The organism is Halorubrum sp. PV6 (assembly GCF_003990725.2).
Classification (GTDB): Archaea; Halobacteriota; Halobacteria; order Halobacteriales; family Haloferacaceae; genus Halorubrum.
Window position 1 is genome coordinate 2,688,982 of the sequence record NZ_CP030064.1, and the last position, 26,296, is coordinate 2,715,277.

General features: G+C 69.6%; 25 protein-coding genes and 1 tRNA gene. 14 read left to right on the forward strand and 12 right to left on the reverse strand.

What is annotated here, in order from left to right:
* Positions 1–18: 18 nt before the first annotated feature.
* Complete coding sequence (locus DOS48_RS27450) at positions 19–159, forward strand: hypothetical protein (RefSeq protein ID WP_168654270.1); 141 nt, start codon at positions 19–21, stop codon at positions 157–159.
* A gap of 221 nt (positions 160–380) precedes the next feature.
* Here the strand turns inward: DOS48_RS27450 and DOS48_RS27455 are convergent.
* Positions 381–453, reverse strand: a tRNA-Arg gene (locus tag DOS48_RS27455).
* Between the two features lie 206 nt (positions 454–659).
* On the opposite strand from DOS48_RS27455, the gene DOS48_RS27460 reads away from it, so the two are divergent.
* From DOS48_RS27460 to pepF, 3 genes are all read left to right on the forward strand, one after another.
* Positions 660–2,258: a PAS domain-containing protein gene (locus DOS48_RS27460; protein ID WP_127118750.1), complete on the forward strand. Its 1,599-nt coding sequence runs from the start codon at positions 660–662 to the stop codon at positions 2,256–2,258.
* Positions 2,259–2,356: 98 nt separating this feature from the next.
* The gene (gene rimI / locus DOS48_RS27465; RefSeq protein ID WP_127118751.1) at positions 2,357–2,845 is read left to right on the forward strand and encodes a ribosomal protein S18-alanine N-acetyltransferase; all 489 of its coding nucleotides are present in this window, start codon (positions 2,357–2,359) and stop codon (positions 2,843–2,845) included.
* A gap of 83 nt (positions 2,846–2,928) precedes the next feature.
* Entirely contained in the window at positions 2,929–4,728 is a 1,800-nt protein-coding gene (pepF, locus tag DOS48_RS27470) for an oligoendopeptidase F (RefSeq protein ID WP_127118752.1), read from the forward strand.
* 25 nt (positions 4,729–4,753) lie between these two features.
* On the opposite strand, the gene DOS48_RS27475 is transcribed toward pepF, so the two are convergent.
* The gene (locus tag DOS48_RS27475) at positions 4,754–6,151 is read right to left on the reverse strand and encodes an APC family permease (protein ID WP_127118753.1); all 1,398 of its coding nucleotides are present in this window, start codon (positions 6,149–6,151) and stop codon (positions 4,754–4,756) included.
* A 218-nt stretch (positions 6,152–6,369) separates the two neighbouring features.
* On the opposite strand from DOS48_RS27475, the gene DOS48_RS27480 reads away from it, so the two are divergent.
* From DOS48_RS27480 to DOS48_RS27490, 3 genes are read left to right on the forward strand one after another with little or no spacing between them, the layout of a single operon-like run.
* Entirely contained in the window at positions 6,370–7,254 is an 885-nt protein-coding gene (locus DOS48_RS27480) for a tetratricopeptide repeat protein (RefSeq protein ID WP_127118754.1), read from the forward strand.
* The gene (locus DOS48_RS27485) at positions 7,255–7,554 is read left to right on the forward strand and encodes a DUF424 domain-containing protein (protein ID WP_127118755.1); all 300 of its coding nucleotides are present in this window, start codon (positions 7,255–7,257) and stop codon (positions 7,552–7,554) included. It begins immediately after the preceding gene.
* A gap of 18 nt (positions 7,555–7,572) precedes the next feature.
* On the forward strand, positions 7,573–7,881 hold the full coding sequence (locus tag DOS48_RS27490; RefSeq protein WP_127118756.1) for a hypothetical protein: 309 nt from the start codon (positions 7,573–7,575) through the stop codon (positions 7,879–7,881).
* Positions 7,882–7,903: 22 nt separating this feature from the next.
* Here the strand turns inward: DOS48_RS27490 and DOS48_RS27495 are convergent, their stop codons facing one another.
* Positions 7,904–9,013 carry an alanine--glyoxylate aminotransferase family protein gene (locus DOS48_RS27495; protein ID WP_127118757.1) on the reverse strand — a complete coding sequence of 370 codons (1,110 nt, stop codon included), beginning with the start codon at positions 9,011–9,013 and terminating at the stop codon, positions 7,904–7,906.
* Between the two features lie 304 nt (positions 9,014–9,317).
* Between DOS48_RS27495 and DOS48_RS27500 the strand changes: the two genes are divergently transcribed.
* Together DOS48_RS27500 and DOS48_RS27505 are read left to right on the forward strand one after the other, a co-directional pair.
* A complete protein-coding gene (locus DOS48_RS27500) occupies positions 9,318–11,690 on the forward strand; it encodes an amino acid permease (RefSeq protein ID WP_127118758.1) in 2,373 nt (790 codons plus the stop codon).
* 109 nt (positions 11,691–11,799) lie between these two features.
* Positions 11,800–12,057, forward strand: a complete 258-nt coding sequence (locus DOS48_RS27505) for a hypothetical protein (protein WP_127118759.1) — start codon at positions 11,800–11,802, stop codon at positions 12,055–12,057.
* A 17-nt stretch (positions 12,058–12,074) separates the two neighbouring features.
* Here the strand turns inward: DOS48_RS27505 and DOS48_RS27510 are convergent, their stop codons facing one another.
* Genes DOS48_RS27510 through DOS48_RS27520 form a run of 3 tightly spaced genes read right to left on the reverse strand, consistent with a single transcriptional unit; the run spans position 12,075 to position 16,336 of the window.
* Positions 12,075–13,241 (reverse strand): ABC transporter ATP-binding protein, encoded by a 1,167-nt coding sequence (locus DOS48_RS27510; protein ID WP_127118760.1) that lies wholly within the window; start codon positions 13,239–13,241, stop codon positions 12,075–12,077.
* Positions 13,231–15,036 (reverse strand): iron ABC transporter permease, encoded by a 1,806-nt coding sequence (locus DOS48_RS27515; RefSeq protein WP_127118761.1) that lies wholly within the window; start codon positions 15,034–15,036, stop codon positions 13,231–13,233. Before DOS48_RS27515 ends, DOS48_RS27510 begins: the two co-directional genes overlap by 11 nt.
* Positions 15,037–15,043: 7 nt before the next feature.
* Complete coding sequence (locus DOS48_RS27520) at positions 15,044–16,336, reverse strand: thiamine ABC transporter substrate binding subunit (RefSeq protein ID WP_127118762.1); 1,293 nt, start codon at positions 16,334–16,336, stop codon at positions 15,044–15,046.
* 114 nt (positions 16,337–16,450) lie between these two features.
* Here DOS48_RS27520 and hisA point away from each other — a divergent pair, with 114 nt between their 5' ends.
* Positions 16,451–17,191, forward strand: a complete 741-nt coding sequence (gene hisA, locus DOS48_RS27525; RefSeq protein WP_127118763.1) for a 1-(5-phosphoribosyl)-5-[(5-phosphoribosylamino)methylideneamino]imidazole-4-carboxamide isomerase — start codon at positions 16,451–16,453, stop codon at positions 17,189–17,191.
* A gap of 22 nt (positions 17,192–17,213) precedes the next feature.
* Here hisA and DOS48_RS27530 read toward each other — a convergent pair whose 3' ends face one another.
* Both DOS48_RS27530 and DOS48_RS27535 read right to left on the reverse strand, forming a co-directional pair.
* Positions 17,214–18,020 carry a universal stress protein gene (locus DOS48_RS27530; protein ID WP_127118764.1) on the reverse strand — a complete coding sequence of 269 codons (807 nt, stop codon included), beginning with the start codon at positions 18,018–18,020 and terminating at the stop codon, positions 17,214–17,216.
* A complete protein-coding gene (locus DOS48_RS27535; RefSeq protein ID WP_127118765.1) occupies positions 18,020–19,462 on the reverse strand; it encodes an APC family permease in 1,443 nt (480 codons plus the stop codon). Before DOS48_RS27535 ends, DOS48_RS27530 begins: the two co-directional genes overlap by 1 nt.
* A 93-nt stretch (positions 19,463–19,555) precedes the next feature.
* Here DOS48_RS27535 and hisB point away from each other — a divergent pair, with 93 nt between their 5' ends.
* The 4 genes from hisB to DOS48_RS27555 all read left to right on the forward strand — a co-directional run bounded on the left by hisB (position 19,556) and on the right by DOS48_RS27555 (position 24,310).
* Entirely contained in the window at positions 19,556–20,152 is a 597-nt protein-coding gene (gene hisB / locus DOS48_RS27540) for an imidazoleglycerol-phosphate dehydratase HisB (RefSeq protein WP_127118766.1), read from the forward strand.
* Positions 20,153–20,236: 84 nt separating this feature from the next.
* A complete protein-coding gene (locus tag DOS48_RS27545) occupies positions 20,237–22,681 on the forward strand; it encodes an ATP-dependent DNA helicase (RefSeq protein WP_127118767.1) in 2,445 nt (814 codons plus the stop codon).
* Positions 22,678–23,274 (forward strand): KEOPS complex subunit Cgi121, encoded by a 597-nt coding sequence (cgi121, locus tag DOS48_RS27550; protein WP_127118768.1) that lies wholly within the window; start codon positions 22,678–22,680, stop codon positions 23,272–23,274. Before DOS48_RS27545 ends, cgi121 begins: the two co-directional genes overlap by 4 nt.
* A gap of 427 nt (positions 23,275–23,701) precedes the next feature.
* Positions 23,702–24,310, forward strand: coding sequence for an IMP cyclohydrolase (locus tag DOS48_RS27555; protein WP_127118769.1), 609 nt, complete (start codon positions 23,702–23,704; stop codon positions 24,308–24,310).
* A gap of 22 nt (positions 24,311–24,332) precedes the next feature.
* On the opposite strand, the gene DOS48_RS27560 is transcribed toward DOS48_RS27555, so the two are convergent.
* The 4 genes from DOS48_RS27560 to DOS48_RS27575 all read right to left on the reverse strand — a co-directional run bounded on the left by DOS48_RS27560 (position 24,333) and on the right by DOS48_RS27575 (position 26,172).
* Entirely contained in the window at positions 24,333–24,710 is a 378-nt protein-coding gene (locus DOS48_RS27560; RefSeq protein WP_127118770.1) for a helix-turn-helix domain-containing protein, read from the reverse strand.
* A 116-nt stretch (positions 24,711–24,826) separates the two neighbouring features.
* On the reverse strand, positions 24,827–25,069 hold the full coding sequence (locus DOS48_RS27565) for a hypothetical protein (protein WP_127118771.1): 243 nt from the start codon (positions 25,067–25,069) through the stop codon (positions 24,827–24,829).
* Positions 25,070–25,182: 113 nt separating this feature from the next.
* Positions 25,183–25,869 carry a DUF5828 family protein gene (locus DOS48_RS27570; RefSeq protein WP_127118772.1) on the reverse strand — a complete coding sequence of 229 codons (687 nt, stop codon included), beginning with the start codon at positions 25,867–25,869 and terminating at the stop codon, positions 25,183–25,185.
* Between the two features lie 99 nt (positions 25,870–25,968).
* Positions 25,969–26,172 (reverse strand): hypothetical protein, encoded by a 204-nt coding sequence (locus DOS48_RS27575; protein WP_127118773.1) that lies wholly within the window; start codon positions 26,170–26,172, stop codon positions 25,969–25,971.
* Between the last annotated feature and the right edge of the window lie 124 nt (positions 26,173–26,296).

Below are 26,296 nucleotides of genomic sequence, written 5' to 3' on the forward strand. Positions count from 1 at the left end.
CGACGCGTTCGTACAGGCATGGCCACCGAAGAGGGAGCGGAAACGACATCACCGCTCGACGACGTGATGGAGGACATCCGGCGAGAGTTGGTTCGGCGGGTCGCCGCGGACGACCGAGATTCGAATCGGGACGTCTACGACGCCCTCGAAGACGAGTAGCCGGCGCTGCCACGTTTTTATCCTATCTACCCGGTTGTACTCTGTCGATCAGAGCGATACCGGCGCGACGGGATCCTCGCGAGTGAGCGGAGCGAACGAGCGAGGGTCAGTCGCGCCCGTGATTGAGCGAAGCGAAGGAACGGGCGCGACGGGATCCTCGCGAGTGAGCGGAGCGAACGAGCGAGGGTCAGTCGCGCCCGTGATTGAGCGAAGCGAAGGAACGGGCGCGACGGGATTTGAACCCGCGGCATCTTGGTCCGGAACCAAGTGCTCTGTCCGCTGAGCTACGCGCCCTCGGAAACGGCTACCCGCGGCGAGCGTTTAACGCTTCTGACTGCGAGCGTCCGAGACGGGTGACAGCGAGCGAACGCCACCGAAAGATGGCCGAATCGAGGCGAAGCGATCGCCTGCCGTCGCCGGAAACCCACCCTAATTATCTGGTTTAATATTTCTAGCGAGCACCTTTATATGATCAGGCCCGAACGGTCAAGCGAATTAGCGTGACTCTTCGCCCGACAGACTGCTCGACAGATACGCTCCGCGACGTCTCCGAAGACGACGAGTACGGAGCGACAAGAGGGGCGAGTGAGGCCGGTTCCGCCGCCGATCCAGCGAGGGCAGGGGAGTCAAGTGACACGAACGAGACGAGGCGACGCGGGCAGTCGGCGTCGCCGGGCGCCGATCGGTTCGTCGCGGCCGTCGCAGTCGACGGCGAGGTGCTGTTCGCCGGACCCGCCGTGCCCGCGGTCCTCGGCGTCGACCGGGGAGCGCTCGTCGGCGAGGACCTGTTGGCGCGCGTCCACCCGAACGACCGCGGCCCGGTCGCCGACGCCATCTCGGCGGTCGCCACGGAGCGCGTCGTCACCCATCGACTGCGACACGCGAACGGGGGATTCGTCTGGGTCGAATCGGTCGTCGACGAGGAGTTGGCCCCCGAGTTCGGCGGGCGCGTCGTCACGGCGCGGCGCGTCGACCGCGACGCGGCCTTCCCGGAGCGGTTTCAGAAGTTCTTGGAGTACGGGTCGGACCTCGTCACCGTCGTCGACGCGGACGGCCGGGTCCGGTACGAGAGCCCGTCCGTCGAGGAGGTGCTCGGCTACGAGCAGGGGTCGACCGTCGGCCGGTCGCCGCTGGGGTACGTCCACCCCGACGACCGCGAACGCGTGACGGAGCAGTTTTACCGCGCGTTGAGCGACCCCGACGAGAGCCCGACCCTGGAGTACCGCTACCGCACCGCCGACGGCGACTGGGTCTGGCTGGAGTCCCGGACCCGGTCCCTGCCGGCCGACGCCGAGGTAGGTCGCCTGCTCATCAACTCGCGAGACGTGAGCGAGCGAAAGGAGCGCGAACGCCGGCTCACCGACCGCAACGAACAGCTCGACCGCTTCGCGAGCATCGTCTCACACGACCTCCGGAACCCGCTGGCCGTGATCCGCGGGTCGATGGAGATGGCACAGCTGAAAGACGATACCGAGCCCTTAGAGCGCGGCGAGCGGGCGGTCGACCGGATCGACCAGCTGGTCTCGGAGCTGCTGACGCTCGCGCGACAGGGCTCCGGGATCGACGACCCGACCGAGTTCGCGCTCGGCGCCGTCGCCCGCGACGCGTGGGACACCGCCGGGGGCGACGACGCGGACCTCGTCGTCGGCGCGGACGCGACGATCCGCGGCGACCGCGGCCGCCTGCGACAGGCGTTCGAGAACCTGTTCCGGAACGCGGTGGAACACGCCGCGCCCGAGGCGGTCGGTGAGACGGAGGGCGGCCGAGGCGACGAGAACGGCGCCGACTCGCTCACCGTCGTGGTGACCGCGACCGACGGGGGGTTCCTCGTCGCCGACGACGGGCCGGGCGTCGACGCGGACCACCGCGAGTCGGTGTTCGAACCGGGCTTTACCACCTGCGAGGACGGCACGGGGTACGGGCTCGACATCGTTCGGGAGGTCGTCGAGTCCCACGGGTGGACGGTCGACCTCTGCGACGGCGACGCCGCGCCCGCGAGCTCCGAAGGCGTGACCGTGCCCGACGGGGCGTGTTTCGTCTTCTCCGGCCCCGGCCCGGACGCGGACTCGGAGCGGCCGCTGTGGATAGACGGCCGATAGCGACCTCGACGGTCGCGATCTGACGGCGCATCGTGCCCGCGGCCGTCGCGGACGCACCGTCCCGTCGCGTTTATTCCTTCCCCGTGCCAACCCCACTCGTGACACCCGTCGACGCGACCCTCCGGCCGGTCGAGCGCGCCGACCTGCTCGCGGTGGTGCGGATAGAGCGGGCGTGCTTCGGCGACCCGTGGCCGTACGACGCCTTCGAGCGCCTGCTCGAAGAGCCCGCGTTCCTCGTCGCGGAGCGTGAGGGCGCCGTCGTCGGCTACGTCGTCGCCGATGCGACGCCGAACCACGGGCGCGACATCGGCCATATAAAAGACCTCGCGGTTCACCCCGAGGCGCGCGAGCGCGGAATCGGGCGGACCCTGCTCCGGTCGGCGCTCGTCCGACTCCGCACCGTCGGCGTCGCCGTCGTGCGCTTAGAGGTTCGCGAGAGCAACGGCGTCGCGCGCTCGCTGTACGCGGACGAGGGGTTCGAGCCGATCCGCCGCATCTCCAACTACTACCGGGACGGCGAGGACGCGCTGGTGTTGGTGGTCGACCTCGCGGAGTGGGGCGACGAGCAGCGCGGGAACAGCGGGTAGCGCAGGACGGGTAGCGCGAGAGTCCCCGCACGCAGCGCCTCGTTTATACCAAGACTTAGTTTCCCGGACGCCAACCTCGTGGTATGAGTTCGGTTCCCGAGCGGTCCGACATCGACGCGGCGTATAAATGGGATCTCCAGGACATCTACGCGAGCGACGAGGCGTGGGAGACCGCGTTCGAAGCCGTCTCGGAGCGCGTCGAAGAGGTGGCCGACTACGAGGGCCGCGTCACCGACGACGCCGCCACCCTCCTCGAACTGCTGGAACTGCGCGAGGACATCTTCCGTGACCTCCAGCAGGTGATGACGTACGCCCAACTCCGGAGCGCCGAGGACACTCGAAACCAGGAGTATCAGGCGATGTCGGCGCGAGCCTCCGCGCTCGGCTCCGAGGCATCGAGTGCGATCTCCTATCTCGAACCGGAGCTGCAGTCGCTCACCGAGGCCGACGTTGCCTCATTTATCGACGACGAGCCGGAACTCGCCGCGTACGACCACTACCTCGACGACGTGTTGCGGATGAAAGACCACACGCGCTCGGCCGAAGTGGAGGCGGTCCTCGCGGATCTCTCGGAGGTCACCGACGCGCCGAGCGAGATCTACTCGATGCTGACGAACGCCGACATGACCTACGGCGTCGTCGAGGACCCCGACGGCGACGAAGTAGAGATCACGCAGTCGAACTTCACGAAGCTCCAGACGAACCCGGACCGGGAGTTCCGCCGCCGGGTTCACGAGACGTTTTACGACGAGTGGGAGGGGGTTCGCAACACGGTCGGTACGTCGCTTAAAAAGGCGGTCCGGAAGCACGCGACTGACGCCGAGATCCGCGGCTACGACTCCGCCCGCGCGGCCGCGCTCGACGGGTCGAACGTTCCGGTGGAGGTGTACGACACGCTCGTCGAGACCGTCGACGAGAACCTCGGCGTGCTCCACCGCCACGCCGACCTGAAGGCGCGGGCGCTCGGCGTCGACCAGTTGGAGAGCCACGACTTGTACATGTCGCTGACAGGCGATCAGGGGCCGGACGTCGAGTACGAGCAGGCCCGCGAGTGGGTGATCGAGGCGGTCGCGCCGCTCGGCGAGGCGTACCAAGAGCGGATGGCCGAGGGGCTCGACTCGCGGTGGGTGGACGTCTACGAGAACCGGGGGAAACGCTCCGGGGCGTTCTCGTCGGGCACGTACGACACCCAGCCGTTCATCATGATGAACTACCAGGACGACATCGCCTCGATGTACACGCTGGCCCACGAGCTCGGCCACTCGATGCACTCGGAGCTGGCCGGCGACGCCCAGCCGTGGCACGACGCGAGCTACGATATCTTCGTCGCGGAGATCGCCTCCACGGTCAACGAGACGCTCCTCACCCACCACCTGCTCGACACGGTGGAAGACGACGAGTTGCGCACCCACATCCTCGACGAGTACCTCGAACGCTTCCGGTCGACGCTCTTCCGGCAGACGATGTTCGCGACGTTCGAACAGCAGATTCACGAGCGCGTGGAGGCCGGCGACGCGCTCACCCCCGACGCCTTCGACGAGATATACGCCGACCTGAAAGGCGACTACTACGCGCCCGCCGACCTGACGGGCGGCGTCGAGCGCGAGTGGCAGCGGATTCCGCACTTCTACTACAACTTCTACGTCTACCAGTACGCGACCGGCATCTCCGCGGCCGCCGCCATCGTCGAGCGCGTCTTAGACGAGGGCGAACCCGCGGCCGCCGACTACCGCGAGATGCTGGCCGCGGGCGGCTCCGACTACCCCCTCGACGTGGTGGAACTGGCCGGGATCGACATGGCCTCGCCCGAGCCGATCGAGTCGGCGGTCGGGATCTACGACGACTACCTCGGCGAGATCGCGTCGCTGCTCGATCTGGCGTAGCCGCGTCACGGTCGCGTGCGGCCGGTCACTCCTCGGGTTCTTCGTGTGCCGGCGCGACCCGCTCCGATCGGACTGTCCCCTCCCCGTCGCCGTTAAAGTGCCTCGCGAGGGCGCCGGTGCGGTCGGTGCGCGAGCGGGCGTACGCGAGGTACCAGAGGGCGCTGCCGACGCTGATGCCGACGGCGCCGACGATCGAGAGCCACCCCATCTGGACGATCAGAACCCCGCCGCCGACCACGCCGAGGATCTGCACGAACGGGTAGCCGGGAGCGACGAACTCTGGGTCGTAAAAGTCGAAGCCGGTCTCCCGGAAGACGATCACGGAGACGTTCTCTAAGGAGAACACGAGGATGAGGAAGGCGCTGGCCAGTTTCGCGAGGTTGACCACCGGCACGAACGCGATGAGCGCGAGCAACACCGCGCCGGTCGCGAGGACGGCGTTCGCCGGCGTGAGGAACCGGGGGTTGATCCGCCCGATCCGGTCGGGGAGGAGCGAGTCGCGGCTCATCGCGAGCAGGAACCGAGACGTGCCCAACACGCCGGCGTTCGCCATGCTGGTGAGCGCGAGGACGGCCGTGATCGCGACGAGCGTGACGCCGACCCCGCCGAACACCTGTCCGGCGCCGTCCGCCATCGGCGTGAGCGACGTGCCGCCGTCCGGCCCGCTGCTGACGAGGGTGTCCGCCGGGACGATACCGACGACGACGCCCACGACCGCGGTGTAGATGACCATCATCACGCCGATGGAGATGAGCATCGCGCGGGGGATGTTCCGGCCGGGGTCGGTGATCTCCTCGGCGACGGAGGCGACCTCCCCGATCCCGGCGTACGAGACGAAGACGAACGCGGTCGCGGTGGCGATGCCGCCGAGCCCGTGGGTGGTAAACGGCGCGTACTGGGTCGCGGCCGACGGGCCGACCCCGCCGACGACGTAGGCGCCGAGGACGAGGACGACGAACGTGACCAAGATCCCCTGCACCTGGCCGCTCTTTTCGGTGCCGACGATGTTGAGCAGGATGACGACGGCCCCGAGCGCGAGCGCGACGACCTTGACGAGGCCCGACGGAATGCTCACGAGGAGGAGCAGGTACGCGCCGAGGCCGACGAGCGCGAATGCACTTTTAAACACGAGCGAGAACCAGACGCCCATTCCGGCGATGGTGCCGAAGAGCGGGCCCATCGCACGATCGATATAAATGTACGTGCCGCCGTCTTCGGGCATCGCCGTCGCCATCTCGGCCTTCGAGAGCGCGTTCGGGAGGACGACGACCCCGGCCAGCAGGTACGCGAGGATGATCGCCGGCCCGGCCTTCTCGTAGCCGACGGCGGGGAGAACGAAGATGCCGCCGCCGATCATCGCACCCATGCTCAGCGTCACCGCCGAGTAGAGCCCCAGATCTCGGTTGAGGTCTCCGTCTGCCATTGTGCGAATATTGTGACGAATACAGTTAGGTCTTCGTAATCAGTAATATACGGGCCGTATTTTTCAGATACGCCGACATACAACAGTTGTATGATAGGTAGCGATCCGGACGCGGCCCCGATGCGCCGAGCGGCGTCGCCGCGCTCGGCCCGTGAGCCGCGCGATGCGACGACCCGCCGACGCAACCCTTACGCCTCGTGACCGTCAAAACCGGGTATATGACCGACGAACGCGACGGCGACCGCCACGAGTTCTCCGCCGGGCAGGGCGTCGACGCCGACTACGAGGAGTTCACCCTCGACCCCGAGGAGATCGACGCCGACCCCAACACGGTCGACCCCGTCGACTCCCGCGTCCTCACCGACATCATGGACAAGCGAAACGTCGAGAGCGACGCGGTCGACGTCGAGCGACTGGTCGACGTGGGGCTGTCGTACATGGGCATCAACCGCTTCGAGGAGGCGACGGAGACGTTCGAGCGCGCCGCGAGTTTCGCCGACGAGGACTCGCTGGAGGCCCAGGAGGCGTGGGTGAACAAGGGCGCTGCACACGCACAGCTGGAGGAGTTCGATCAGGCCATCGGCGCCTACCAGGAGGCGCTGCGCATCGACGAGGACTCCGAGCACGCGGCGACCGCCGAGACCAACCTCGCGTACGCGCTCTGGGAGTCGGGGCGCAGCGAGCAGGCGCTCGAACACGCCGAACGCGCCGTCGAGGCCGACCCGCGCTTCGCGGAAGCGTGGTACAACCGCGGGTTCCTGCTGGTCGAGCGCGGCCTCGCCGAGGACGCCGTGAGCTGTTTCGACAACGCGATCCGACTCGGCTACCGGAGCGCGGACGTGTTAGAGGAGAAGGCGCGCGCGCTGGAGGAGGCGGGCGAACACGAGCAGGCCGAGGAGGTCGCCGACCGCGCCGACGAGATGCGCCGCGAGGCCGAAGAGCAGATGGTCGAAGAACAGACCGGCCAGGCGCCCGGACCGGGCGGTCGACCCGGCGCCGGCGGACAGCCCGGTGCCGGCGGTCGCGGCGGTCGCGGCGGGCAGGGCGGCACGCGCGAGGAGCCGGAGCGAGAGCTCCAGGGCGAGGGGCCAGAGGGCTTTTAAATGCTCCTCCGCGAGCGCGACACCGCCGAGGGGCGGCTCGTCTCCGTCTGCGACGCCGACTGTCTCGGGGAGACCTACGACAACGGCCGAGCGACGATCACGGTGAGCGAGGAGTTCTACGGGGGCGAGGAGGCAGTGGAGGCGACCGCCGAGGAGGTCGTCGCGGGGCTCGGCCGCGCGCAGGTCGCGAACATCGTCGGCACGGAGGCCGTCGGCGTCGCCGTCGAGGCCGGCCTCGTCGACGAGGAGGCCGTCTTGGAGTTCGACGAGACCCGACACGCACAACTGCTCTGGCTGTGAGGGGTCGGTGATGAGACGATGAAGCGACTCACGAGAGCCGAGTTGGCAGAGCGCGTGGGACCGCGGCCGCCCTCGGACGCGTTCTGGAGCCGAGTTATCGCGGCCGAACGCGGGACGATTAGCGTCGGCCCGGCGGTCACCGGCGACACGGATCGTCGGGCCAGGGAGAACCGGCGACGGCGCGGCGAGTCCGGCGACGACGGGCCGCTCTCGCCCGGCGACATGATCGACGTGGGCGAGGAGTCGTTCGTCGTCGTCGGGGTCGAAGAGACGAAGCCGGGCGGCCGGCGGTATCAGATCGAGTTAGTCGAGCCGCGACGGACCTGAGCGCGTCGGGGAGTCGGCCGCGTTACAGCCCGGCGACGTCCTCGATGGCGTCGGTGAGTTCCTTCACGCTCTCGACGGTGTGTTCGCCCATGTGACCGATGCGGAACGTCTCCTCGGCGATGTCGCCGTAGCCGTTCGAGAAGGCCATGTCGTACTCCTCGCTGACTTCTTCGATGGTCGCGGCGACGTCGATACCCTGCGTGTTCTCGATGCAGGCGACGGTCTGCGACTCGTACCCCTCCTCGGGGAACATCGCGAAGTGCTCGTCGGCCCAGTCGTGGACGTACTCCATCATCTCGCGGTGACGCTCGTCGCGGGCGCGGTGGCCCTCGTCGAGCATGTGTTTCATCTGCTGGCGGTACGCTAACATGATCGGGATGGCGGGCGTCGAGTGCGTCTGCCCCTTGCGGTCGTAGTAGTCGATGGCCCGGCGGAAGCCGCCGTACCACGAGGAGTCGCCCTTCTCGACCTCGCGGTCGTAGGCGTCGTCGCTGACGACACAGACCGCGAGCCCCGGCGGCATCGCGAACGCCTTCTGGGTGGACGCGAAGATGACGTCGATGTCGTGTTCGTCGATGTCGACGTAGTCGCCGCCGAGCGACGAGACGGCGTCGACGGCGAAGTAGGTGTCCGGGTACTCCGCGATGACGTCGCCCATCTCCTCGATGGGGTTGCGGACGCCGGTCGAACTCTCGTTCATGACGCCCGCGACCATGTCGTACCCCTCGTCGCTGGTTTCGAGGGCCTCGCGGATATCCTCGGGCTTGACGGCCTCGCCCCACTCGTACTCCAGGCGAGTGACGTCCTTGCCGAGGCGCTCGGCGACGTTGGCGAAGCGCTCGCTGAAGCTGCCGCAGGTCGGCACTAAGACGCGTTCGTCGACGAGGTTCAGCGTCGACGCCTCCCAGAACTCCGTGCCGGAGGCGGTGAGGATGATCACGTCGTTGTCGGTGCCGAGGAACGTCTTCGTGTCCTCGACGATGGTCGTGTACAGGTCGGTCATCCGGTCCATCCGGTGGCCGAACGTCGACTCGGTCATCGCCTCGATTACGTCCTCGCGGACCTCGGTCGGACCGGGAATGTACAGCGTCTTGTCGTCGTAGTCGTCGCGGTATTCGCGTTTCTTCGTCACGGGATCCACCTGTTGGATCGTATCGAGACGCGAGCGGGTATGGTCCTTGTGATATGTTCGAACGCCACGGCGTCTGTCGCCGTCGCCGCGGGGCCGGGCGGCGGGGCGGTGATTCGCGAGCGCGCCGGCGAGCCGGACCGGGTTTAAACCGCGCGCCGGGGGAAGCGACGCGCCGCCGTTCCGGAGGGCCGACGAGTTCCGGAGACGGGACCGTTACACGGATCAGCCGGCTTTATACGAACGGACGAGAGAAGAACGGTATGAGATACGCCCGAAGAGTACCAACCGTCCGAGGTGGCCCGCCGTGAGCGGGGACGAGGAACTGGCGAAAGACCTCGGCCCGCTCGCGGCGCTGACGATCGGGATCGGGACGATGATCGGCGCCGGGATCTTCGTGTTGCCCGGCACCGCGGTCGCCCGCGCCGGCCCGCTCGCGGCGTTCACGTTCGTTCTCGGCGGCGTGATCGCCTTATTCACCGCGCTGTCGGCCTCCGAACTCGGCACCGCGATGCCGAAGTCGGGCGGCGCCTACTTCTACGTCAACCGCGCTTTGGGGCCGATGTTCGGCTCCGTCGCGGGGTGGGCGAACTGGCTCGGGCTCGCGTTCGCGTCCGCCTTTTATATGTACGGCTTCGGGGAGTACGTCAACGCGCTCCTCGGGCTCGGCCCGATCGGCCTCGGGCCGCTGACGCTGGAGGCGGCACAGGTGATCGGGCTCGCCGGCGCCCTCCTCTTTATCGCGGTCAACTACTTCGGCGCGAAGGAGACCGGCGGGCTCCAGATCGTCATCGTGATGTCGCTTCTGGGGATCCTCGCCGTCTTCACCGTCGTCGGCCTGCTGAACGCCGACATGGAGTCGCTGCGACCGCTCGCGCCGCCGGGGACGACGAGCCAGGTGCTCCCGGTGACGGGGATCATCTTCGTCTCCTATCTCGGATTCGTCCAGATCACCTCGGTCGCCGAGGAGATCAAGAATCCGGGGCGGAACCTCCCGCTCGCGGTCCTCGGCTCGGTCGTGATCGTCACGCTCGTGTACGCGCTGTTCCTCGTCGTGTTGCTCGCGGCGGTCCCGAACGAGCTCGTCGCGAACAACGACACCGCCGTCGTCGACGCTGCGCGACTCCTATTCGGCAACTACGAGGTGTTCGGCTACTCGCTCGGCGCGGTCGGCGCCGGCATGCTGCTCATCGGCGGGCTGCTCGCGACCGCCTCCTCGGCGAACGCGTCGATCCTCTCGTCGTCGCGGATCAACTTCGCGATGGGCCGCGAGAAGATCGTCACGCCGTCGCTCAACGAGATCCACGAGCGGTTCGGCACGCCGTATAAATCGATCGCGCTCACCGGCGCGCTCATCATCTTCTTCCTCGTCGCCGGCAGCGTCGAGTCGCTGTCGACGATGGGATCCGTCCTCCACCTCGTCGTCTACGGCCTGCTCAACCTCGCGCTCATCGTGATGCGCGAGTCGGAAGTCGAGGGGTACGACCCCGACTTCGAGGTCCCGCTGTACCCCATCGTCCCGATCATCGGGACGGTGTCGTCGTTCGCGCTGATCTACTACATCGAGCCGACGATCATCCTGCTTTCGGCCGGGCTCGTCGTGTTCGCGCTGCTCTGGTACCTGCTGTACGCTCGCAACAAGGTGGAGTCGCGGGGCGTGTTGGGGGCGTGGATCCTCGACCGCTCCGACGAGCTGCCGAAAGCCGCCGTGTCGGCGGCGACGTCGGTCCAGCCGAGCGGCGACGACTACCGCGTGATGGTGCCGCTCGCGAACCCCGCGACCGAGGAACACCTGATCACGCTCGCGTCCGCCATCGCCAAGCAGCGCGACGGGACCGTCGTCGCGGTCAACATCGCGAACGTGCCGGACCAGACCTCGCTGGAGGCGGCCCGCGACCGCGGCGCCCACGAGGCGGCACACAACTTGGTCGAAAAGGCCCGCGACGACGCCGAGACGTTCGGCGTCGACGTGGAGACCCACGTCGTGCTCTCACACCGCGTCTTCGAGGAAGTGTTCGACGCCGCGCGCACGTACGGCGCCGACATGACCGTGATGGGCTGGGGTGCGGACTCGCACGGGGCGCCGGGACGCGCCGAGTCCGCCGTCGACGAGTTGGCGCACTCGCTGCCCTGCGACTTCCTCGTGTTCCGGGACCGCGGGTTCGACGCCTCGCGCATCCTCGTCCCGACCGCCGGCGGCCCGGCCTCCGACCTCTCGGGCGCGGTCGCGAAGATGCTGCAGGCCGAGTTCGGCAGCGAGGTCACGCTGTTACACGTCGCCGACGACGAAACGGCGGGGCGGGCGTTCCTCGGCGAGTGGGCCGAACAGCACGACCTCGGGGACGCGACCCTGCGCGTCGAGAGCGGCGACGTCGAGGCGTCCATCGAGCGCGCCGCGCGCGACGCCACGATGCTCATCGTCGGCGCGACCGAGAAGGGCCTGCTCTCGCGGCTGGTCAGCGGAACGCTCGTGTTGGACGTGTTAAACCACGTCGAGTGCTCCGTGCTGCTCGCGGAGAAGCGCAGCGAGCGCGGCCTCTTCAGTCGGCTGTTCGGCAGCGGTGCGCGGTCGAACGACGTCGTCGACGCCGACCAGCCGCCGGCCGAGACCGGCGTCACGACGGAGCCGTCGACGCCGGAGATAGACGGCGACGGCGACAGCGACGACGCGAAGGCGTAACGCGGGGCCTCCCGGCCGGGCGCTGCGCTGATTCGGTCGGCGATTAGTTATCAGCGATATCGAACGTCCGGGGCGACACCCATTAGCGCGCGGAGCCGCAACTCGGCGTATGGCTACGGAGTCCTGTGACGTCTGCGAGCGGTCCGTCAGGATCGCCGGCGGAATCGGCGACCTGTGGAACTTCGCGTTCGAGTCGACGCAGGGACTGACGCTCGAACTCACCGACGGCTCGGAGTTCTTCCTCTGTTTCGAGTGTATGGAGTCGCTGCCGGACGACCACGAGCCGACCGCCGAGGACGTCGCGGACCTGAGATCTCGGACCGATCCCGTCGAGGAGGACGGGAACGACTTCTGGCACTGGGGGTGAACGCCGGCCGGCGACGCTTACGCCCGGTCGACGCCGATGACGTGCGCGTCCGCCGGGTCGAACCCGACGGCGACCTCCCCGGAGAGCGGGTCACGCGTCCGGACCACCACGTCGCGGCCGCCCCAGTCGAGGGTGACGCGCGTCGTCTCGCCGAGGAACTCCGCGCTCTCGACGGTCGCCGTGAGGCGGCTCTCGCCCGCGCCGATCCGGAGGTACTCGGGGCGGACGCAGGCGGTGAGCCGGTCGCCGACCGCGACCGCGTCGCCCCCCTCGGTCGCGACGCCGTCCCCGCCGAGCGCCACCCGTAACGTCTCTCCGCCGACGTCGATGGCGGCGGTTCGGGCGGCCCCGTCGTCGGACTCGTCGCTCGCGGGCGCGTCCACCGCGGTCACCCGGCCCGCGAACACGTTGTTGTCGCCGACGAACTCGGCGACGAACCGGCTCGACGGCTCCCGGTACACCGTTCGCGGGGGGGCGACCTGCTCCGGGGTCCCGTCGCGCATCACCGCGACGCGGTCTGAGATGGCCAGCGCCTCCTCCTGGTCGTGGGTGACGTAGACGGTCGTTATGCCGAGTTTCGACTGGATCTGCCGGACCTGCACCCGGAGCCGCTCGCGGAGTTGGGCGTCGAGCGCGCTCATGGGCTCGTCGAGCAACAGAATCTCCGGTCCCGGCGCCAGCGCGCGAGCCATCGCGACGCGCTGCCGTTGCCCGCCCGAGAGACGCTCCGGGTCGCGGTCGGCCGCGTCGGGCAGGTCGACCAACGCGAGCAGTTCGGCGACGCGCTCGTCGCGAGAGACGCCGCCCGGCGGGTCGGCGAAGTTGAGCCCGTAGCCGACGTTCTCGCCGACGGTCATGTGGGGGAACAGCGCGTAGTTCTGGAAGACGACGCCCACGTCGCGCGCCTCCGGGGGCACGCCCGCGACCGACTCGCCGGCGAACCGGACGGTCCCCGAGGTGGGCTCCTCGAAGCCGGCTATCAGCCGGAGCGTCGTCGTCTTCCCGCAGCCGGAGGGGCCGACGAGCGTGAAGAACTCCCCGTCGCGGACGCTGAGGCTCACGTCGTCGACGGCGGTCGCGTCGCCGTAGCGTTTCGTCACGCCGTCGAGGTCGACCGCCGGGGGACGGTCGGGGTCGCCGGCGGTCGGGGCGGCGTCGGCCGCGCTCGGCTTCTCAGAGGCCACGGGTCTCACCTCCGAGCCGGTCGATGACGACGAAACTGAGCCCGGTGACGACGAGGAGGACGACGCCCATTGCGGTCGCCGGTCCGAGCCGACGCCCGATGAACCGTTCGATGGCGACCGGCATCGTGTACGCGTCGGCGCCGGTGGCCAACACCACCGTCGCCGTGAACTCGCCGATGGAGATGGCGAACGCGAACGCCGCGCCCGCGACGACGCCCGGCCACACCAAGGGAAGTTCCACGTCGCGGATCACCCGCGCCCGCGACGCGCCGAGCGCCCGCGCCGACTCGATCAGCGAGCGATCGAGCCCCGCCAGTCCGGGCGCGACGGTCCGGACGACGAACGGGTAGCCGGCGACCGCGTGCGCGACGACGATGGCGGCGGCGCCGGTCGCCGCGAACCGCCACCCCGCGATCTCAACCCCGAAGACGAGCCCCCGGAGGAGCCCGAGGCCGACGACGATCCCCGAGACCGCGAGCGGCGCCATCGCGGCCGCGTCGACGAGTTTCCGTCCGCGATACCGCCGGGTCGTCAACACAGCGACGACGACCCCCATCGGTAAGGCGATCAGGGTCGCGACGCTCGCGAACGCGAGCGAGTTGCGGATCGCGGGCCACGGTCGCACCTGAAACGCCGCCCCGGTGCGCTGGCGGTCGAGGAGGAACCGGTAGTGGTCGAGCGTGAGCGCGCCGTCCCCGCCGGTCACGCTCGCGAGGACCATCGAGGCGATTGGCGCGAGGAAGACGAGCCCCGCGAGGAGGAGGTAGGCAGCGAGCCCGAATCGGGTGAAGAGCCCGCGGAGCGACGGCGACTGAGGGAGAAGGGGCTTTCGCGGAAGGGGCCTGGCGCCCCGCGACCGGACGGCGTTTTTCGCCTCGTAGCGCAGGTACGCGAGCAGCACGCCGAGCGAGATGACGAGTTCGATGATCGCCAGCGCGGCCGCCTCGGCGTAGTTCAGGTCGCGGACGAGCCGGTAGACGAACACCTCGACGGTCGCGAGTTCGAACCCGCCGAGCGCCAAGACGATGGGGAAGGTGCCGAACGTGAAGACGAACGTGAGCGCCGCCCCGGTTAGTACAGCCGGGTACACCTGCGGCGCGACCACGTCGTAGAACGCGCGTATCGGCCCGGCGCCGAGGCTGCGGGCGGTCTCGACCGCGCGGGCGTCGACCGACTCCCACGCCGCGGTGGTCACCCGAGCGACCAGCGGCGCATTATAAAAGGCGTGGGCGATCACGACCGCCTCCAGCGTGAACAGCAGGTCGACGGGCGGGAGTCCGAGCCCGGTGAGAACGGCGTTGAGCGTCCCGTTGGTGCCGAACGTGGCGACGAAGCCGACGGCGACCATGATCGACGGGAGGACGAACGGGACGATGGTCAGCGATCGAACGGTGCGCCGACCGGGGAACTCGAAGCGCGCGAGGAGGTAGGCGGCCGGCAGCCCGAGCGCGACGCTCGCAATCGTCGACAGCGCGGCCTGATACGCCGTGAACCCGACGATCCCGAGCCGACGGTCCGGGCCGAGGAGGGCGCGCGCGACGGCGAGCGGCGATTCGCCCGCGAACAGCCGGGCGAGCTCGCCGAAGTAGAACGGGTCGCGAACGACCTCGACGAAGACGGCGAGGGTGAGGACGCCGTCGACGAGGACCGCCTCGATCAGGACGGTGCCGACCGGATAATAAAACGCGACGACGAGGACGACGCTCGTGACGGCCGCGAGCGCGGTCAGGAGCCGTCCACGGAGCCGGGCCAAGAGGCCGTCGCGGAGCGACCGGGCGCGGCTGTCGGTGGCCACGTCGGGATCAGTTCCCGGCGAACTGCCGCTCCCAGTTTTCGACCCACTCACTGACCGACTCTTGTAACTCGTCGTACGTGAACGTCACCGGTTCGGCCGGCTGCTGGGCCAGGTCCGCGTAGTCGTCGGGGAGCGTGGCGGTGTCCGTGGCGGGGAACGCGACGTTGCGCTGGGCGATCTCTCCCTGCACGTCCGGTTCCAGCATGAACGACATGAACTCCCGCGCGAGGTCCGGCTCCTCGGCGTCGGCGAAGACGGCCATCCCCTCCGGGTTCGCGTACCCCTGATCGTTTAAAAAGCGGATCTGGTGTTCCTCGAGGTCCTCGCCCGCGTCGGCCGCGAACACCTGATCGGTCGAGTACGAGACGACCATCGGGGCCTCGCCGCTGCTCCACGCGGTGTACGCGTCGTCCCACGAGCCGAGGACCCGCACGTCGTTGGCCTGCAGATCCGCCCAGTAGTCGAGGTAGTCGTAGTCGGCGTCGCCGTCGCCGCCCGCGACGCTCCCGTCTGCCCCGTCGCCGAAGCGGTGGACCGTGTGAAGCAGGAACGACCGGCCCGTCGAGGAGCCGCCCGGATTCTGCGCGATGAGCGCGCCCGCGTGATCGTCATCGAGCAGCCCCTCGAACGTCTCCGGCGCCTCGGTGGCGGTGCCGTCGTACACGAGGCTCACGTACCCGGTGTCGAAGGGGACCGCGCGGTCGAACGGGTCGAAGAGGAGCCCCTCGCGCACGTCGTCGAACCCGTCGACCGCGCCGCGCTCGGCGAACAGGTCGTCGTCGAGCCGGTCGTCGACCCGAACGAGGTCCTCGGTGGTGAGCCCGACGTAGAGGTCGGCGTCGACCGACACGCCCGAGGCGGCCCGCTCGATGTAGTAGTTCAGTTCGTTGTCCGGCGTCGCCCACTCCAGCGTCGCGTCGAAGCGGGACTCGAACTCCGCTTTGAGCCACTCGCCCGGACTGACGGAGGGCGCGTCGATGAAGTTGGTGTAGGTGGCGACCGTCAGCGTCGGGGCCTCGGCGTCGTCCCCGCTGCTCTCGGCGTCGGCTTCGGAGCCGTCACCGTCGGAGGCGTCTCCCTCGCCCCCGGAGCCGTCGCTCTCGCTTTCGCCCGTCGGCTCGGCGCTACAGCCCGCGAGCGCGACGGCGCCGGCCGCCCCGCCGAGCGCGAGGAACCGACGCCGAGTGGACCGGGGGCGCTCGGGGGCGTCGAGCCGCGCGCCGTCGCCCGGTCGCTCGTCGAGACGGGCGTCGTCGTGAGCGTCACACCGATCGGTCTCGGCCGCATCGCCAGCAGTCATTACCGAGTTGTTGTACTTGGTGGTACAAAAGCGGTCGGTGTTGTCGACGAGCCAGCGCGCGCCGTCGCCGGGCGGATCGACCCGTTTAATCCGCGGCCGGGACTCACGACGCGTATGAGCGACTTCCCCGAGTTCGAAGTGATCCCCGCCGTCGACGTGCAGGACGGCGAGGTCGTGCAGTTGGTCGGCGGCGAGCGCGGCACCGGCAAGCGGTACGGCGACCCGGTCGAGGCCGCCGACCGCTGGATCGAGGCGGGCGCCGAGACGCTCCACCTCGTCGACCTCGACGGCGCGTTCGAGGGCGAGCGCGTCAACGCGGAGGCGATCGGATCGGTCGTCGAACACGTCCCGGACGAGGTCGGCCTCCAACTCGGCGGCGGGATCCGGGAGGCCGAGGGCGCCCGCGACCTGCTCGATCTGGGGCTCGATCGCGTGATCTTAGGCACTGCGGCGATCGAAACGCCGGAGATCGTCGCCGAAATCGACGACACCCATCCCGGCAGCGTCGTCGTCAGCCTCGACGCGAAAGACGGCGAGGTCGTCGTCAGCGGGTGGACCGAGGGGACCGGCCTCGACCCGGCCGCGGCCGCCGCGCGCTACGAGGAGCTGGGCGCGGGCGCGATCCTCTTCACGAACGTCGACGTGGAGGGGCAGTTGGCGGGCATCGACCGCGAGGCGGTCGCGAGCGTCGCCGACGCGGTCGACATCCCGGTGATCGCCTCCGGCGGCGTGGCGACCGTCGACGACGTGGTGGATTTACAAGCCGCCGGCGCGGCCGCGGTCGTCGTGGGGACCGCGCTGTACGAGGGGCGCTTCACGCTGCGGGAGGCGCAGGCGGCCGCTGACGACGCCTGAACCGGGTACGCGGCCGGGCCGACTACTCCTCGGGGCGAGCGCGCTGGACGACCAACACCGGGCCGAGGAAGCGCTCCGCCACCTGCGCCGACGGCATCCCGAAGACGAACGTCGTGACCGACGGGTCCGTCTCGCCCATCACGACCACGTCGTACGACGCGGCCCGGTCGGCGATGGCGTCGACCGGAACGGTCGCGTCCTCGACGACGGTGTCGATCCGGTCTTCCGCGATGCCGCGCTCGGCGAGCGCCGCGGCGACATCCGCCGCGAACGACGCCCCGTCCTCGGGCGATTCGTCCGCGCCGAGGGCGTGGTACAGCGTCACGTCAACGTCGGTGTCGGCGAACAGTCCGGCGACGAGGCGGCTGTTCCGCTCGACGCCGACCGTCCCGCGGAGCGGGAAGAGCACCGACTCGACCTGCGCGACGCCGTTCGGCACCAACACCGCGAGACAGTCGTGTTCGTAGATGAGCCGGTCGATCGTCGTCGCCTCGTCGTGCGTGAACACGAGGCGCGTCTCCACGTCGGCGCCGGCCGCGGCGAACGCGTCGGCGAACTCGTCGAGCTTCGCCATCCCTGTCTCGCCGAACTGCTCGCGCGCCTGCTCGGCCGCCGTCTGCTCGGGGATGACGTGGTAGCCCAGCAGGACGACGTGGGCGTTGGCGAGCAGTTCCGGCGTGCCGTTCGGGAGCGACGCCCCCTTCAGCACTTCCAGCGGGACCAACACCGACGGCCGGTCGGTCGGCGCGGCCGCATCCGGTCGGTCGCCGGGCGCCCCGTGGTCGTCGTTCGCTGCCCGTTCGCCGTCGTCCGTGGGTGTCTCGGTCATCAGAAGTCACCTGCGAGTTCGATGTCGGTCGCGTAGTGTCGGTACCAGCCGTAGGCGGCGAGCATCACCGCCGCGCCCACGCCGATCGACGCCGGCTGCATGAACGCGATGAGCGCGAAGCTCGCGAGCCCGCCGACCCCGGCGACGGCGACGCCGGCCGGACAGCGGAACGACGGGTCGTACCACGCCGGGCGCTCTCGGCGCAGTCGGATCAGCGCGACGCAGATCAGTCCGTACATCACGAGGTGGAGGAACGACGCGACCTCCGCGAGCAGCGCGACCCGTCCCGTCGCCGCCAGGACGACGATCGGTCCCCCGGCGAGCCCGAGCGCGACGTGCGGAGTGCCGTACGCGAGGTTGAGGCGGCTCGCGGCCGCGGGTAAGATTCCGTCGCGGCTCACGGCGTACACCGCGCGGGAGGCGCTGAGAATGGAGGCGTTCGCGCTGGAGAACGTCGCCAGGAGTCCGGCGAAGACGATCGCCAGCGCCCCCGGGAGCCCGACGAACGAGCGCGCGACCTCAACCATCGCGGTCTCGCCGAACTCGCCGAGGCGGGCGCTGCCGAAGGCGCTCGTCGCGACGAAGATGGTGACGACGTAGAGGACGCCGACGATGAGCACGGAGCCGACCATCGCCAGCGGCAGGTTCCGGCTCGGTTCCCGGATGTCGCCCGCGACGGTCGCGACCTGCGCGAACCCGAGGTAGGAGGTGAACACGAGCGCCGCGGTCTGTAACACCGGGAGCGCGCCGCCGGGCGGGAAGAACCGCTCCGGGGTCGACTGGACGCCGAAGACGCCGAGGGCGTCGAGCGAGCCGTAGCTTAAAAAGACGGTGAGGATGACCAGGAGGAGGACCACGATGCCGTTCTGGAGCGCCGCGGTGTTCTCGGTCCCGAAGAGGCTGAGGACCGTGAGTCCGACGCCGAACGCGACGCCGAGGGGGACGGCGGGGTCGACCGGGAGCGCGATTCCCGCCTCGAGGAACACCTGCCCCGCGTAGCTGCCGAGCCCGACGAGATAGAAGGCGGAGGCGAAGACGAGTCCGAGCCAGAGCCCGAGCCCGACGACCGCGCCGGCGGCGGTGCCGAGCCCGCGCGAGATGAAGAAGTAGCCGCCGCCGCTTCGCGGCATCGCGGTGGCGAGCTCCGACGCCGGAAGCGCGACGAGGAGCGCGATCACCGCCCCGATGGCAAAGGAGAGCGACGCGGCCGGGCCGGCGTTCGCCGCCGCGAGCCCCGGAAAGACGAATATCCCCGCGCCGACCATCGTCCCCACGCCGATCGCGAGGCCACCGACGAGGCCGATCGTGCGTTCGAGTTCGCCTGCTCCCGTGTCGGCGTCGACGGCGGCGGCGAGCGTCTCGGCGTCGCCGCCCGGCGGGCCGGGATCGGGGTCCGGCGCGGAGGGCGGGTCGGGCGTCGCGGTCGGATCGGAGTCGTCCATCCCGTGCCGAGGCGACACGGAGGAGGGGCAAATAGCCACCGCCGGGGGCCACCCACCCGCAACCGACTTACGAATCCGCCGCGACGGGCCGATATGAGCGAGCACGACCGGACGGCCGCGGTCACCCGCGAGACGAGCGAGACGACGATCCAGCTCACCCTCGCTATCGACGGCGACGGCGACAGCGAGATCGACACCGGAGTGGGGTTTTACGACCACATGCTGGCGTCGTTCGCCAAGCACGGCCTCTTCGATCTCACCGTCGCCTGCGACGGCGACACGGAGATCGACGACCACCACACGGTCGAGGACGTGGCGATCTGCCTCGGCGAGGCGTTCGACGAGGCGCTCGGCGACAAGCGGGGCATCCGGCGGTACGCCGACCGGCGGGTCCCCCTCGACGAGGCGGTCGCGAGCGTCGTCGTCGACGTGGCCGGCCGCCCGTACTACGACTTTTCCGGCGAGTTCTCACAGGAGTCGGTCGGCGAGTTCACCAGCGTGATGGCCGACCACTTCGCGCTCTCGCTCGCGCACAACGCCGGCCTGACGCTCCACGCCGCGATCGAATCGGGCGACAACGCCCACCACGAGGTCGAGGCGCTTTTTAAGTCGCTGGCGCGGGCGCTCGACGACGCGACCCGGCTGGACGAGCGGCGCAGCGACACCCCGAGTACGAAAGGGGAGCTGTAGGCGGTCTGGCGGTTCGGCCGCGCGTTCGGCCCCCCAGCGACCCGTTCCGACGGTTTAAATCGGGCGGGACCCCACTCACCACCAATGCAACCGAGTTCGCTCTCCGGGCTCCCCGCGGGCGTCGGCGAGGCGCTCGAAGCGGAGGGCGTCGCGGAGCTGTACCCCCCGCAAACCGCCGCCGTCGAGGCCGGCGTCGTCGACGGCGAGAGCCTCGTCGCCGCGGTGCCGACGGCCTCCGGGAAGACGCTCATCGCCGAACTCGCCATGCTCTCTGCCGTCGAGCGCGGCGGGACCGCCTTATATATCGTCCCCCTGCGCGCGCTCGCCAGCGAGAAGAAGGCCGAGTTCGAGCGCTGGGAGGAGTTCGGCGTCACCGTCGGCGTCTCCACCGGCAACTACGAGTCCGACGGCGAGTGGCTCGCGACGCGCGACATCATCGTCGCCACCTCGGAGAAGGTCGACTCGCTGATCAGAAATGGTGCCCCGTGGATCGACGACCTCACCTGCGTCGTGAGCGACGAGGTCCACCTCGTCGACGACCCGAACCGCGGCCCCACCCTCGAAGTGACCCTCGCGAAGCTCCGGAAGGTGAATCCCGGCCTCCAGACGGTCGCGCTCTCGGCGACCGTCGGCAACGCCGACGTCATCGCCGACTGGCTCGACGCCGAGCTGGTCGAGTCCGACTGGCGCCCCATCGACCTCCGGATGGGCGTCCACTTCGGCAACGCCGTCGACTTCGCCGACGGGAGCAAACTGGAGGTCCCCGTCGAGCGCGGGGAAGACCAGACCGCCCGGCTCGTCGCCGACGCCTTGGACACCGAGGAGGACGGCCAGGGCGGCTCCTCGCTCGTCTTCGTCAACTCCCGGCGCAACGCCGAGTCGTCGGCCCGCAAGCTCACCGACGTGACCGGCGCTCGGCTCACCGACGACGAGCGCGACGCCCTCCGCGAACTCGCCGCCGAGATCCGGTCCGGCTCCGACACCGACACCGCCGCCGACCTCGCCGACGCGGTCGAACAGGGGTCGGCGTTCCACCACGCGGGCCTCCGGAGCGAGGACCGCGCCCGCGTCGAGGACGCGTTCCGCGACCGGCTGATCAAGTGTATCTCCGCGACGCCGACGCTCGCCGCCGGGGTCAACACCCCCGCGCGACGAGTTATCGTGCGCGACTGGCGCCGGTATGACGGGGAGTTCGGCGGGATGAAACCCCTCGACGTGCTGGAGGTCCACCAGATGTGCGGGCGCGCCGGCCGCCCCGGTCTCGACCCGTACGGCGAGGCGGTCCTCCTCGCGAACGACGCGGACACGAAAGAGGAGCTGTTCGAGCGGTACCTCTGGGCCGACCCCGAGCCGGTCCGGTCGAAGCTCGCCGCCGAGCCCGCGCTCCGGACGCACGTCCTCGCCACGGTCGCCTCCGGATTCGCCTCGACCCGCGAGGGGCTCTTATCCTTCCTCGATAACACCCTCTACGCGACGCAGACCGACGACTCGGGACGGCTCGGGGCCGTCACGGACACGGTGCTCGAATACCTCGCCGTCAACGAGTTCATCGACCGCGACCGCGGCAACGGGAGCGAGAGCCTGACCGCGACCGGCATCGGCCACACCGTCTCGCGGCTCTACCTCGACCCGATGAGCGCCGCGGAGATGATCGACGGGCTGGAGTCCGTGAGGAGCGCGGCCACGGCGAGCGACGACGCCGGCGCGTTCGTCAGGGCCGACCACGGCGACGCGGCGAGCGACGGCGACGAGCCGGGATTCGGCACGTACACGCGCGCCGGCGACGACGAGCCGGACGAGGGGGACGGAGAACGCGAGGCGGCGGCGCCCCCCGAAGTCACCCCGCTCGGCCTCTATCACCTCGTCAGTCGCACGCCGGACATGTACGAGCTCTACCTCAAATCCGGGGACCGCGAGACGTACACCGAAGTCTGCTACGAGCGCGAAGGCGAGTTCCTCGGGGACGTACCCTCCGAGTACGAGGACGTGCGCTTCGAGGACTGGCTCGCCTCGCTGAAGACGGCCCGCCTGCTGGAAGACTGGGCCAACGAGGTCGACGAGGACCGGATCACCGAGCGATACGGCGTCGGCCCCGGCGACATCCGCGGGAAGGTCGACACCGCCGAGTGGCTCCTGCGCGCGGCCGAGACCCTCGCGCGGGACGTGGAGGGGGTCGACGGCGACACCGTCGTCGCGGTCCGCGAGGCCAGAAAACGGATCGAGTACGGGGTCCGCGAGGAGCTGCTCGATTTAGCCGGGGTCCGCAACGTCGGCCGGAAGCGCGCCCGCCGGCTGTACGAGGCCGGCGTCGAGACGCGCGCCGACCTCCGCGAGGCCGACAAGGCGGTGATCCTCGGCGCGCTCCGGGGACGCGAGCGGACGGCCGAGCGCATCCTCGAACACGCCGGGCGCGAGGACCCCTCGATGGACGAGGTGCGACCCGACAAGTCGGCGTCCGCGGCCGCGACCGCCGGCTCGGCGAGCGACGGAGACGGCGAGGGGCAGGCGAGCCTGGGTGATTTCCGATGAGCGAGGCGGCGGACCGAGACACCGAGGGCGGCGACGCGCCCGCCTCGTCGCCGACCCCGCCGCACCGGCTCGTCGCGGGGACCGCCGCCATCGACGACCTCGACGCGTTCCTCGCGTCGCTCGACGAGGTGGCCGACGCGACCGGCGCGGTGGTGCAGGCGTTCGACGCGAGCCTGATCGTCTCGGCGACGCACCTCGGCGAGGCCGCTCGCCTGGCGGCTCGTTCGATCGGCCGCGGCGAGGCCGTCGCCCGCGACCCCGGCGTCGAGATCATGCTGTACGCGGCCGGGAGCCGCCAGATCGACCGCGCGCTCTCGCTCGGCGTGGAGGAGGGGAGAAGTCGGGTCGTCGTCCTCGTCGCAAACTTCGGTGCGGTTCGGGGCGCGGACCGAACGGACGCCGACCTCGACGCGGCCGCCGAGTCGGTCGCCGACCTGCTCGAATCGCCCGCGACGGGGGCGTTCGAACCCGCGTTCGATCGCGAGCGCGTGACGGCGTTCTACGACATCGGCGAGCGCGAACGGGAGGCGACCGCGGGCGGCGTCGCCGACATCGTTCGCGAGCGCGTCGCGCTCCTCGACGTCGAGAAGTGATACCCCCTTTCTTCGATTGGAAACCGCAGTACGTAACGGCGTTATCGTTCCAGTCGAAACGAGATTGATTCCGCCAGCGCGCGTCTCGTCGCTGGGGGTGAGCGCGGGTCCGACAGCGAGGAGTCACAGCGACGGTGAGCGTCGACCGGCGCGAAACGGGTCGCGAGAATAGTCCATCCTGGATTCGAACCAGGGTCGTTGCCCCCAGAAGGCAACAGGATTGGCCACTACCCCAATGGACTGTGCGCACCAGCAGATAGCCAGCGGGTGTTTGTAAGCGTTGCGCGTCGCCGGCTCTCTGGTACGCGTTCACACGTAGAGCCGGCGGCCGTTCGACGGACCGAGTTCGCCCGCGTGGCCCGCAGACCTGATCGTCGAACGTGCGTATATCGATGCGCTTTACTCGGCTGAATAGCCACGACCCTGTATGTACGTCGGACGATTCGTCGTCGTCGCTCCCGGTGTCGGCGCCTACCGCGTCTCCTCGCGCTCGTTCCCGAACCGCCGCGTGACGGACCGAGACGGAACGCTCACCGTCGGGCCGACTCCCGACGCGCCCGAGACGGACAACCCGTACGTCTCGTACAACTGCGCCCGGTCGGTGCGGACGCCGACGGGCGAGTCGCTGGCGGTGGTCGGCAACGGCTCGCACGTCGACCCCATCGCCGAGAAACTCGAAATGGGATACCCCGCCCGCGACGCGCTGGCGACGCCCCTGCTCGCGCTGGATTTCGAGAAGGACGACTACGACACGCCGCGGATCGCCGGCGTCGTCGGGGCCGAGACCGCGACGATAGGCGTCGTGCGGCGCGACGGCCTCGTCGTCGAGGCGGTCGAGGAGCCGACCATCGTCGCCACCTACGAGACGGACAGCCCCGAGCCGTACGCGCTCGCGGCGGCCGACGCCGAGACGCCCGCTCCCGAGGCGGCCGCGTCGGAGGTCCTCGGCGCCGACTTCGAACACCCGGTGTGTGCCGCCGGCGCGACCGTCGACGGCGACGGCGTGACGCTGGCGTTCGACAACGACCCGGCGTAACGGCGCGGTCGCGGACGGGCGGTTACGCCGCCTCGTCGGGGTCGAAGCCGTCGATGGCCGCGTGGACCCCCTCGACCCACTCGTCTAAGGCGTCGTGGAGCCGCTCTTTCGCCTCGGGGACCGGGATGGCGGTGTACTGGTAGACGTAGCCGCCCGAGTCGAGCAGCCGGCGGCGGCGCTCCGCGAGCCCCTTCTCGCGGAGCGTCGACAGCGACCGGTTCACGTTCGACCGGTCGCGGTCGAGAGTGTCGGCGAGCTCGGCGACCGTGCTACCGGGGTGATCGAGCAGCGTCAGGTAGGTGCGGCTCTCGTGGTCTCGGACGCCGAACACACAGGAGAGGACGTGATCGAAGGACGGGGAGACGTCACCGACGAGGTCTTCGATCTCGGGGTCGCTCATGGAGGTGATTCGACGGCGCTCGGGTTAAAAGTCGCTATCCGCGGGCTGTGGGGTCGGTCGCGGCGGTTCGACACACCATCGTGGCGCTCACTCGTCGATCGTGGCGCCCGCGGCGGTCACTCGTCGCCCGCAGCGTACCCCATCCGGCGGATGCAGCCGCGCATACCGGACTCGTCGCTGTGGCGGTGGAGGTTCGTGGGCGTGTCACAGAGGTACGTCTCCCCGTCGTACCGCAACACGACCTCGTGGTCCCCGCCGGCGACCTCGACGTCGACGAGGACCCGCCGCCCGTCGTTGAGCGCGTCGATGAGCTCGTCGGCCGACAGCTCGCCGGCCGCCACCCGGAGTAGCTCGGTCATTGGCGTTCGTTCGGGGCTCTGTGGGTTAAGTTCGACGTGTTCGGGTCAACGAGTGTTCGGGGGGTCGGCCAAACCTCGCCGCTCCGCGACGCCGGAGGCTCGCGCCGACCGCCTCAGGTCATCGTCGAGTCCGGACCGCCCTCCTCTTGGGGCGGTTCGACCCCTTCCGCGGCGGCCACGTCCTCGGTCCGTTTCTCGACTTCGACGTGCCAGCGGTCGATTTCGGACTCGTACTCGGCGAGGATGTCGCTCACCTCGCCTTTCAGCTCGTCGTCGTTGACGTTCACCTCGAAGACGAAGGTCTCGCCGTCGTCGCCGCGGCCGACCTCCTGGATGTTGGCGCTGACGAGTTCGTTGTCGAAGTAGTACGGCGCCACCTGCGTCATCACTTTTCTGTAGACCGCGTCCTCGACGGTCCGGAGCGCCTTGCGGCTCGCGGAGTCGGCCGCGCGGGCCACGTGTTCGATGGACTCGCCCCAGCTTTCTATCGCGCTTTCGGTGTCGTTCTCCTCGACTTTCTCGTACGACTCGGTGAGCTTCTCGCCGGCCGTCTGGAGGTCGTCGCCGGGCGTCTTCCCGGCGCGTTCGCCCTCGCCTTCGCTGACGGAAGCCTGTTCGGCGGTCTTCGCCGAGACATCCTCGTCGATGCGCTCGTGGGACTTCGGGCGCCACTCGTCGAACTCGTAGAAGGCGTCACCGTCGGCGCCCGTCTCGCGAAGCGCGAGGGTGATGCGCTCGCCGTGTTCGACGACGTCGCCCCAGTCCCCGCGCGTCTTGAACCCGGAGATGCTCTCTTCCATCTTGTTCGCCCGGTATGGCGCGGACGCGTATAAGTCTCCCCGAGCCGACATAGCACGCCGCGCAGCGAAAAAGAGCGGTCTGCGGCGTCGAAAGGCGAGTTATACCGAGTTGCCGCCGGCGCCGAGTTCGGCCTGCGCGTCGTCGTCGTCGCCCTCGTCGAGTTCGGCCTGCTCGCTGTCGTCGGGGGTGGGCGTGTGGGCGCTCTCGCCGACCGCTCCCCAGACGAGATACAACATGACGGCGACCATGAGAACCGTCACGACCGTCGCGGCGATTCCCGCTGCGGACACGTTGATGAACATGGTGCGCGCTGGGCGGGCACGACGTATCAACGTATCGGCTTTCGGTGATCGGACGGTCGCCGGTCACCGATCGCGCTACCAGCGGGCACCGATCGGGCGGCTGTCACCATGCTTTAACTCGGCC

What these genes read in the sequence shown, in the direction of transcription:
- hisA (WP_127118763.1), top strand. Translation starts at nt 16,451, where the DNA reads ATGAGCGACTTCCCCGAGTTCGAAGTGATCCCCGCCGTCGACGTGCAG.
- DOS48_RS27450 (WP_168654270.1), top strand. Translation starts at nt 19, where the DNA reads ATGGCCACCGAAGAGGGAGCGGAAACGACATCACCGCTCGACGACGTG.
- DOS48_RS27545 (WP_127118767.1), top strand. Translation starts at nt 20,237, where the DNA reads ATGCAACCGAGTTCGCTCTCCGGGCTCCCCGCGGGCGTCGGCGAGGCG.
- DOS48_RS27475 (WP_127118753.1), bottom strand. Translation starts at nt 6,151, where the DNA reads ATGGCAGACGGAGACCTCAACCGAGATCTGGGGCTCTACTCGGCGGTG.
- DOS48_RS27480 (WP_127118754.1), top strand. Translation starts at nt 6,370, where the DNA reads ATGACCGACGAACGCGACGGCGACCGCCACGAGTTCTCCGCCGGGCAG.
- cgi121 (WP_127118768.1), top strand. Translation starts at nt 22,678, where the DNA reads ATGAGCGAGGCGGCGGACCGAGACACCGAGGGCGGCGACGCGCCCGCC.
- DOS48_RS27565 (WP_127118771.1), bottom strand. Translation starts at nt 25,069, where the DNA reads ATGACCGAGCTACTCCGGGTGGCGGCCGGCGAGCTGTCGGCCGACGAG.
- DOS48_RS27520 (WP_127118762.1), bottom strand. Translation starts at nt 16,336, where the DNA reads ATGACTGCTGGCGATGCGGCCGAGACCGATCGGTGTGACGCTCACGAC.
- DOS48_RS27530 (WP_127118764.1), bottom strand. Translation starts at nt 18,020, where the DNA reads ATGACCGAGACACCCACGGACGACGGCGAACGGGCAGCGAACGACGAC.
- DOS48_RS27490 (WP_127118756.1), top strand. Translation starts at nt 7,573, where the DNA reads ATGAAGCGACTCACGAGAGCCGAGTTGGCAGAGCGCGTGGGACCGCGG.
- DOS48_RS27555 (WP_127118769.1), top strand. Translation starts at nt 23,702, where the DNA reads ATGTACGTCGGACGATTCGTCGTCGTCGCTCCCGGTGTCGGCGCCTAC.
- pepF (WP_127118752.1), top strand. Translation starts at nt 2,929, where the DNA reads ATGAGTTCGGTTCCCGAGCGGTCCGACATCGACGCGGCGTATAAATGG.
- DOS48_RS27560 (WP_127118770.1), bottom strand. Translation starts at nt 24,710, where the DNA reads ATGAGCGACCCCGAGATCGAAGACCTCGTCGGTGACGTCTCCCCGTCC.
- DOS48_RS27575 (WP_127118773.1), bottom strand. Translation starts at nt 26,172, where the DNA reads ATGTTCATCAACGTGTCCGCAGCGGGAATCGCCGCGACGGTCGTGACG.
- DOS48_RS27535 (WP_127118765.1), bottom strand. Translation starts at nt 19,462, where the DNA reads ATGGACGACTCCGATCCGACCGCGACGCCCGACCCGCCCTCCGCGCCG.
- DOS48_RS27485 (WP_127118755.1), top strand. Translation starts at nt 7,255, where the DNA reads ATGCTCCTCCGCGAGCGCGACACCGCCGAGGGGCGGCTCGTCTCCGTC.
- hisB (WP_127118766.1), top strand. Translation starts at nt 19,556, where the DNA reads ATGAGCGAGCACGACCGGACGGCCGCGGTCACCCGCGAGACGAGCGAG.
- DOS48_RS27570 (WP_127118772.1), bottom strand. Translation starts at nt 25,869, where the DNA reads ATGGAAGAGAGCATCTCCGGGTTCAAGACGCGCGGGGACTGGGGCGAC.
- DOS48_RS27505 (WP_127118759.1), top strand. Translation starts at nt 11,800, where the DNA reads ATGGCTACGGAGTCCTGTGACGTCTGCGAGCGGTCCGTCAGGATCGCC.